At 62.1% G+C, this 8,450-nt stretch carries 8 protein-coding genes; 5 read left to right on the top strand and 3 right to left on the bottom strand.

Going from position 1 to position 8,450, the window contains the following annotated elements; genetic code table 11:
- Positions 1–157: 157 nt before the first annotated feature.
- Positions 158–541 carry a CBS domain-containing protein gene (locus EOW68_RS14580; RefSeq protein ID WP_128225894.1) on the top strand — a complete coding sequence of 128 codons (384 nt, stop codon included), beginning with the start codon at positions 158–160 and terminating at the stop codon, positions 539–541.
- A 40-nt stretch (positions 542–581) separates the two neighbouring features.
- Here EOW68_RS14580 and EOW68_RS14575 read toward each other — a convergent pair whose 3' ends face one another.
- Together EOW68_RS14575 and EOW68_RS14570 are read right to left on the bottom strand one after the other, a co-directional pair.
- Positions 582–1,544 (bottom strand): cation diffusion facilitator family transporter, encoded by a 963-nt coding sequence (locus EOW68_RS14575; protein WP_128225893.1) that lies wholly within the window; start codon positions 1,542–1,544, stop codon positions 582–584.
- 50 nt (positions 1,545–1,594) lie between these two features.
- On the bottom strand, positions 1,595–1,840 hold the full coding sequence (locus tag EOW68_RS14570; RefSeq protein WP_128225892.1) for a ferredoxin: 246 nt from the start codon (positions 1,838–1,840) through the stop codon (positions 1,595–1,597).
- 478 nt (positions 1,841–2,318) lie between these two features.
- Between EOW68_RS14570 and EOW68_RS14565 the strand changes: the two genes are divergently transcribed.
- The 4 genes from EOW68_RS14565 to EOW68_RS14550 all read left to right on the top strand — a co-directional run bounded on the left by EOW68_RS14565 (position 2,319) and on the right by EOW68_RS14550 (position 7,535).
- Positions 2,319–4,559 carry an ATP-dependent DNA helicase gene (locus EOW68_RS14565; protein ID WP_128225891.1) on the top strand — a complete coding sequence of 747 codons (2,241 nt, stop codon included), beginning with the start codon at positions 2,319–2,321 and terminating at the stop codon, positions 4,557–4,559.
- Positions 4,559–5,107 carry a KEOPS complex subunit Cgi121 gene (gene cgi121, locus EOW68_RS14560; RefSeq protein WP_128225890.1) on the top strand — a complete coding sequence of 183 codons (549 nt, stop codon included), beginning with the start codon at positions 4,559–4,561 and terminating at the stop codon, positions 5,105–5,107. Before EOW68_RS14565 ends, cgi121 begins: the two co-directional genes overlap by 1 nt.
- A gap of 55 nt (positions 5,108–5,162) precedes the next feature.
- Complete coding sequence (locus EOW68_RS14555; RefSeq protein WP_128225889.1) at positions 5,163–6,170, top strand: threonine aldolase family protein; 1,008 nt, start codon at positions 5,163–5,165, stop codon at positions 6,168–6,170.
- Positions 6,171–6,551: 381 nt separating this feature from the next.
- Positions 6,552–7,535 carry an ornithine cyclodeaminase family protein gene (locus tag EOW68_RS14550; RefSeq protein WP_128225888.1) on the top strand — a complete coding sequence of 328 codons (984 nt, stop codon included), beginning with the start codon at positions 6,552–6,554 and terminating at the stop codon, positions 7,533–7,535.
- A gap of 55 nt (positions 7,536–7,590) precedes the next feature.
- On the opposite strand, the gene EOW68_RS14545 is transcribed toward EOW68_RS14550, so the two are convergent.
- Entirely contained in the window at positions 7,591–8,406 is an 816-nt protein-coding gene (locus EOW68_RS14545) for a DUF8155 domain-containing protein (RefSeq protein WP_128225887.1), read from the bottom strand.
- Positions 8,407–8,450: the final 44 nt, after the last annotated feature.

The following is an 8,450-nucleotide window of genomic DNA, read 5'->3' as shown; positions in this document are numbered from 1 at the left end:
CCGGGATGGTCTCCGAGCGGAGACCATCCCTGGAGAAGCTCAATTAGCCTTTGCTGAGGGTACATATCCCCTTGATTGGTCGCCTACTACGAGACAGTGGCGAAATTCGTCGGGGCTAAACACGTACAGATCAACCAAACAGAAAGGTTACATACAGATGTCCAAAGAAGAGACTCCAGTTTCGGAGATCATGAGCGCGCCGGTCAGGACAGTGTCCCGTGAAACACCAATTCCGGAGGCCGCTCGCATACTCCGAGAGAACAATATCGGCTCGTTAGTCGTCGAAGGCGAGATTATCGAGGGGATCGTCACCGAGACAGATATCGTGACGGCGGTCGGTCAGGAGATGGATCTCCAGTCGACAACTATCGGGGAGATAATGACCGAGCCGGTCGTCTCGATCCGTCCCCAGGAATCGGTTGCTGCCGCAGGCAGGCGGATGGGGAAAAACACCGTCAAGAAACTCCCGGTCACTGTGGACGGCGAACCCATCGGAATCGTGACCACGACCGACCTCGCACATTTCGTCACGCGGAGTTGAGTCGCCCCACCCGATCACGTCGACGTGACCGGGAGCAGCCTCACAGCTCCGGTTCGATGTAGACGTACTTCACCCGGTTGTCGACGTCTTTGAGTTTGTCCTCGATCGCTGCGACATCGTCGTCGATATCGCCGGTCACGAGTGCTGGATCGAAGCTTACGTCCGCCGTGACGAGAACCTGGCCGACCCCGATGAACATCGTCCGGAGATCAGTGACCTCCGCGACGCCATCGTGGCCCTCGATCGTATCGCGAAGTTCGAGTTCGACGTCGTCGGACAGGCTCTCCCCGACGATGAGCTGTTTGTTCTCGATTGCGAGCAGGAGGGCAAAGCCCATCAACAGCACCCCGATGACGACTGCACCGGCGGAGTCGAAGACCGGGTTGCTGGTCACTTCCGAGAGGATGATCCCGATCAGTGCGACGACGAGGCCGAGCAGGGCGACGGTATCCTCGATGAAGGCAGTCAGCGTCGAGAGATCGCTCGTCTTGTCGAACGCCTCCCGGTAGCCCGACCAGTCGTACTGGTTCATCTGCCGTTTGAGTTCGGCACGGGCCTTCACGAACGCGTAGGTTTCGAAGACGATCGCACCCAACAGAATGAGAATCGAGAGCCAGAACGGATCGATCGGTGTCGGGATGTCGATCGTGAATCCGAGAAACTCGGCGGCGCCTGCCTCGGTCTCGTGTCCACCGGCGCGGAGTTCGGAGATTCCGTGTTTCAGGCTCTCCCAGCCTGCGACACCGAAGAGGAGGACGGAGACCAGGAAGGCATAGAAGAACTGCGCTTTCCCGTAGCCGAAGGGGTGGGCGCTGGAGGGGTCTTGCTGGCTGTATTTGATGCCGACCAGCAGTAACACCTGGTTGCCCGTATCGGAGATCGAGTGATACGTCTCCGCAAGCATGGAGGGGCTGCCGGTAAGCAGAAAGCCGATAAATTTCAGTACTGCGATACCACCGTTGGCGAACATCGCGGCAATCACGACGCCTTTGCTACCAGCCATATCTACCGTGAGGTCGCCGTCGGGACACTTTATTGCTGTTATTTCGACAGTTACGGAATAATCTGCTCGCCGTCGTCGTCGTAGACTGCAATGGCGTCGACCGGACAGGAGCGAGCAGCGAATTTTGCGTCGAGTTCCTCGCCCTCGGGAACCTCCCGGACGAAGATATCGTCTTCCTGTTCTTCACTCCCTTCGAGGTCGGCCTTGCCGTCGTCCTCGTCGCGCTGGAAGGCATCCCACTCCGCCGTACACTGGAACATCCCGATACACGTATCGCGGTCGAATTCGATTCGCATACTCGGTGTTGGGGGGCGGGCGGCAAAGAGGTGATGGAGATAGGATCGTGGGTTCGAAGAGGCAAAACGGTATCTGAGTGCATTCGGAACAGCAAGAAAGCCCCTGCCCGCTTGACCGTCCGGGGCTCGCTGTCGTTCGAAAGACGCGAAGCGTCTTTCGTGATGACGAGAGAGCGAAGCTCTCTCGAACCACGCTCCAGTAGGTGCTTGCTTCGCCCGGGACGGATCAAGCGAACAGCCCCTTTCAGTCCCGCCCGATGTGGATTTCCAGGCTGGGAGGGACTGAAAGGGGCGGGTCGCTGGGCGAACGAGACGACGCAAGCACTGGAGCGAACGCAGTGAGCGAAGGGCGCAGCGAGTCGCAGTCGCTCAGCGACCCGGGGCTTTCTTGCTGTTTGAGGGTAATCCACTACAAACCACACCCAATCCAACTCCGAGAGACGAAGGTTGAAATCAGAGGACGCCCGAACCCACAGTAATGGATATTGCGGAGATTCCGGCGGTGCCGGAGTGGTTGACCGAGCATCTACGCGACCAGGGGATCGAATCACTCTACCCACCCCAGGCCGAGGCTGTCGAACGTGGCGTCACCCAGGGCGAGAATCTCGTCGCCGCCATCCCGACCGCCAGTGGCAAGACACTCATCGCGACGCTCGCGATGCTGTCGAGCGTCGACCGGGGCGGGAAAGCACTCTACATCGTCCCGCTACGCGCGCTCGCGAGCGAGAAACAGGAGGAGTTCGCCGAGTTCGAAGCGTACGGACTCGACGTCGGCGTGACCACCGGCAACTACGAGTCCGAGGGTGGCTGGCTCGCCGGCAAGGATATCATCGTCGCGACCAGCGAGAAAGTCGACTCGCTGGTGCGAAACGACGCACCATGGCTGGACGACCTCTCCTGTGTCGTCACCGACGAAGTCCACCTCGTCGACGACGGCGAACGCGGCCCCACACTCGAAGTGACACTCGCGAAACTCCGATCACTGAATCCAGACCTCCAGACGGTCGCACTGTCGGCGACGATCGGCAACGCGGACAAACTGGCCGACTGGCTCGACGCGGAACTGGTCGACTCGGACTGGCGACCCATCGATCTCAAAAAGGGCGTCCACTACGGGGATGCACTGCAACTCGAAGACGGCAGTCAGAAACGCCTCGCAGTCGACCGCAACGAAGAGCAAACTGCGGCAGTCGTCCGTGATACGCTGGCCGAAGAGGGCTCGACACTCGTCTTCGTCAACTCCCGGAAGAACGCCGAGGCTGCGGCCAGACGACTGGCAAACACGACCGGCAAGGCGGTGACCGGCGAGGAGGAAGAACGACTCGCCGAGATTGCAGCCGAGATCCGCGACGTAAGCGATACAGATACGAGCGCAGATCTCGCCGACGCCGTCGAGAAGGGCGCAGCCTTCCATCACGCCGGGCTCTCCCGGGAGCACAGATCGCTCGTCGAGGAGGGATTCAGGGACCGACTCATCAAGGTCGTCTGCGCGACGCCGACGCTCGCGGCGGGTGTCAACACCCCATCCCGAAGAGTGGTCGTCCGTGACTGGCGTCGGTACGACGGGACCGCAGGCGGGATGCAACCCCTGTCGGTACTCGAAGTCCACCAGATGATGGGCCGGGCCGGTCGGCCGGGCCGGGACCCCTACGGCGAGGCGGTACTCGTCGCGTCGAGCCACGACGAACTCGACGAACTGTTCGAACGCTACGTCTGGGCCGATCCCGAGCCAGTCCGCTCGAAACTCGCCGCCGAACCCGCGTTGCGGACCCACATCCTCGCGACGGTCGCCTCCGGCTTCGCCCGCTCGCGGGAGGGACTGCTCGATTTCCTGGACGGAACCCTCTATGCCGAACAGACCGCCGACCGGCGGCGACTGGAGACGGTCGTCGACGACGTGATCGCGTATCTCGACGTCAATGGGTTCCTCGAACAGACCGCAGAGGGACTCTCGGCGACGAATCTCGGCCACACTGTCTCGCGGCTCTACCTCGATCCGATGAGTGCCGCGGAGATCATCGACGGGCTAGAAGATGGCGAGCCGACGCCGCTGGGGCTGTATCACCTCGTCTGTCGGACGCCGGATATGTACCAGCTGTACCTGCGATCCGGTGAGGACGAGGAGTACACGATGCTGGCTTACGAGCGCGAGGATGAACTGCTCGGCGCTGCGCCCTCGGAGTTCGAAGACGGCTTCGAGGACTGGCTGTCGGCGCTGAAAACCGCCCGTCTGCTCGAAGACTGGGCGAGCGAACTCGACGAGGACGAGATCACCGAAACGTACGGGATCGGCCCCGGCGATATCCGCGGGAAAGTCGACACAGCTCAGTGGCTGCTCGGCGCGGCGGAATCGCTCGCGGCCGAACTGGATCTCGGTGTCGGTTCGCAGATCCGCGAGGCACGCCTGCGTGTCGAACACGGCGTCAGGGAGGAACTGGTCGATCTGGCTGGTGTGCGCGGTGTGGGTCGGAAGCGTGCCCGCCGGCTGTACGACGCGGGGATCGAGGACCGGACACAGCTCCGGGAGGCAGACAAGTCGGTCGTTCTCGCTGCACTCCGCGGCCGGGAGAAGACCGCAGAGAACATTCTCGAAAACGCCGGCCACCGGAATCCGTCGATGGATGCCGTCGACGCCGACGAGGAGACCGCCGCGCAGGCACGCGAGGCTGACGCGACAGAGGAGACAGCGGACGACCAGGCCAATCTGGGTGATTTCTGATGGAGGTCGTCGAGGGTGTCGCGGAGATCGACGATATCGGGGCCTTCGTCGAGCAGCTGGGTGAAATCGCAGACAGCCACGGTGTCACCGCCCAGGCCTTCGACGCCAACTACGTCGTCGACCGCGCCCATCTCCGCCGGGCAGTCGACAATGCGACCCGCGCAATGGCTCGCGACGAGATGATCGCAGACGACCGTGGTGTGGAGATCCTGCTCTATGCGGCCGGGCGACGGCAGATCAACCGGGCCTTCGAGATGGGCGTCAGTACCGGCGAGTGCCCGGTCGTCATCTGTGTCGTGGATTGCGACGAACACGACTGGGATGGAGACGAATGGGGCGAAGATGGCAGCGTCGAGAGGACGGAAAGTGAGCGAAATGCTGCAGCGGAAATCGAGGGGTTGCTCGACGCGAAGGACGTACTCGGCGAGTACGACCGCGAGTCTGTCTGTGAGTTTTTCGAGATTACCGAGACTGAACTGGATGTGACCAAGGGCGGGATTTCGGATCTCGTCCGTGAGCGCGTCGCGTTGCTGGTCGTCGAGCGATAGCTGGAAAGTTGTGGTCGCCCTCTGATGTTTTGTTCTCCCAGCGAGTAACGTGGATATGATCGATCTGCGCAGCGATACTGTCACCAGACCCAGCGAGGAGATGCGCGAGGCTGCCCGGGACGCCCCAGTCGGCGACGATGTCTACCGCGAGGATCCGACAGTCAACGACCTGCAAGAGCGCGTGGCCAACGTTCTCGGCACGGAGGCCAGCCTGTTCGTTCCGTCGGGGACGATGGGTAACCAGATCGCCGGCCGCGTGCATACAGAACGCGGCCAGGAGGTGCTCTGCGAACGAGAGAGTCACATCTACAAGTGGGAACTCGCAGGGCTGGCCCAGCACGCCGAAGTTCAGCCCCGAACCATCGACGGCGGCGAGCGCGGCGCGATCTCGCCCGCGCAAGTCCGGGAGGGGTATGTGGCGGAAGATGGGCACCGGCCCGGCACTGGGCTGGTGACACTCGAAAACACCCACAACAGCAAGGGCGGGGTCGCACTCGCGCCGGCGGAGATCGAAGCCACGGCGGAGGCTGCCCACGACCTCGGCGTCTCGGTCCACCTCGACGGCGCGCGTCTGTTCAACGCGGCCGTCGCGCAGGACTGTCCTGCCTCGGAGTTTGTCGCGCCAGTCGATACGGTGATGTGCTGTCTCTCGAAGGGGCTGGGTGCGCCAGTGGGGTCGATGCTCGCCGGTCCCGAGTCGGTCGTCGAGGAGGCTCGCCGGATCAGAAAGCTGTTCGGCGGTGGGATGCGCCAGGCGGGAATGATCGCCGCGCCTGGTGTTCGTGCGCTCGAAAATCGGGAGCGACTCGGGGAGGATCACCGTCGCGCCGAACGGCTCGCCGACGGACTGGCGGGGATCGATGGGCTCTCGGTCGATTCACCGGAGACGAATATCGTACTCGTGCACACCGAACGGGATGCTGAGGCTGTGCTGGATGACTGTGAGAACGAGGGGGTGCTGGGTGTGCCCTTCGCCGAGCGGACGATCCGGTTCTGTACGCACTGGGACATCTCCGACGAGGATATCGAGGAGGCGATTGCGGCCGTCGAGCGTGCGATCTGACTGAGGTTTTTGATACTGGTGGCTGTAAATTCGTAAAGATATGCGCCACCCCGGGGTGGCGCAATTCTTCAGTTTCTTACAGCCACCAGTATGAGTTACTGTTGTACTGTGTCTTTCAGTTCGAACCGGTGAGAGAACTGCTTCGAACAGCAAGAAAGCCCCAGTCCGCTTGACCATCCGGGCCTCGCTGCGCTCCGTCGGTGCTTGCGTCGGCCGGGATGGACCAAGCGGACGGCCCCTTTCTTGTTGTTTGAGGCGGTAATGCTGACTCACCTACTGTTGGGGCTTTCCTGTTAGTCACGGTCCCATTCTCGCAAGTACACCACACCACCCACCGACTCCCAGCCCAATTATAAGTGACTCCTCCCGAAAACTCCACTCATGGAGACGCTGCTTCTCGATCCGGACGATGTCACAGCCAGCACGGAGATGGGCGAGGTAATCGATGCCGTCGAGTCGGCATTCGGTGCCTACGGCCGTGGTGACACGCAGATGCCGGCCAAATCCTACATCGATCTGGCGCAGTACAACGGCGACTTCCGGTCGATGCCGGCCTACATCCACGCCGACGACTGGGAAGCGGCGGGCATCAAGTGGGTCAACTCACACGCCGACAACCCCGACAACCACGACCTGCCGACGGTGATGGGGACGATGATCTACTCCGATCCCGAAACAGCGTTTCCACTCGCATTGCTCGATGGGACTGGGCTCACGCGACTCCGGACCGGCGCAGCAGCGGCCGTCGCGACCCGGTATCTCGCACCCGAGGACGCCACGACGCTCGGACTCGTCGGCGCTGGCATCCAGGCCGACACCCAGCTCGAAGCGATCTCCCAGGTCCGAGATATTCAGGAGGTACTCGTAAGCGATGTCCGGGATGAGGCAATTCAGGCGTTCAAAGAGGCGTTCGGCGACGAGTTCGACGTCCGCGGAACGTCGATTGCAGAGACCGCACGCGCTGATATTGTCTCGACAACCACGCCCGTCCGTGAGCCGATCGTCCACGAAGCCGGTGAGAACACTCACATCAACGCGATGGGGGCCGACGCACCCGGCAAACACGAGATCGCAGACGAGATACTCACGACGGCAACGATCGTGATCGACGACTACGAGCAGTGTACTCACTCCGGTGAGATCAACGTCCCGTGGGAAGCGGGCCTGCTCGACGACAGCGATATCCACGGTGAACTGGGTGATATCGTCGCCGGCGACGTCACTGGTCGGACCAGTGATGGAGTGACAGTCTTCGACTCGACCGGACTGGCGATTCAGGACGTGGCTGCGGCACACGTCATCTACGAGCACGCGAGCGAACACGGGATCGGGACGGAGTTTGCACTCGTCGGAACCGACACGTAGTCGTGAAACAGAAATCTCTGTGTCTATACCGCATCGAAGTCGAGAGTGCTGATCGTCACGTTGGAGTACTGACCGTCACCTCGACAGCGTCGCCGACCGCCAGATCGATCTCGCGGCCGACGAGTTTGATCCCGAACTGGTCGCGTGCACAGAACAGCGCAACTCCAGTCACGGGAGTGCCGTTTGCAGAGACTCTGCAGTCGTCCCAGGTGACCGTTCGACCGGAAACGGTCCCCACGGTGGCGCCTGCGAGTACAGCCTGCTCACCCTCACCCAGGAGGCCACCGCCGTCGTAGTGCGGGAAGCCACCGTCGAGAACACCGCCGTCGCTGTCCAGTCCGACGAAGTACTCAGCTGGGTCGGGGTGGGTCGGCTCGTCGAGCCGAACCCACGTTTCGCCCGCGTCGACGACCGTCCCGGTGCCGTCCCACGAAACTGGTCTGACAGACGGCTCGACCGACACTGGAAGCGAACCCGAGGCTCGGTAGGGGTTGGCGTCGTACTCCCGGAAGCCGAGATGGACGTGGTTGGGCACCCAGGGGGCGAAAAAGCCGGCCCTGACGAGTTCGCCGAGCGAGTCTCCCACTTCGACGCGATCCCCTGTCTCGACGCTCGGATCGACGTGGAGAATCCGGGCAACGTGTGTACCCGTATCGATCAGGATGAGATGGTCGTGCTCGGCTGCGTAGGGTTTCGAAGGCGCTGTGACTGTCCGCGTGTCGTCGACCTTGCCAGCGACGGGCGATGGGGCCGTCTCGGTCTCGGGGTAGAGATCGATCGCACAGCCCTCGTCGTGGGCGGGAAACGGGGAGTTGTACAGCGAAAAGCGGTAGTACTGAAAGAGAACGTCCCTGGAGAGGCTAACGGACATCACCACTACGTTGGGCGAGAAGTGCAAAGACTCGTCGGTTGCGG

Origin of the sequence: Halovenus amylolytica (assembly GCA_004015825.1) — an archaeon.
Taxonomy (GTDB): Archaea; Halobacteriota; Halobacteria; order Halobacteriales; family Haloarculaceae; genus Halovenus; species Halovenus amylolytica.
The sequence above is the reverse complement of the archived record's forward strand: the minus strand, read 5'-3'. Positions and strand labels throughout refer to the sequence as shown.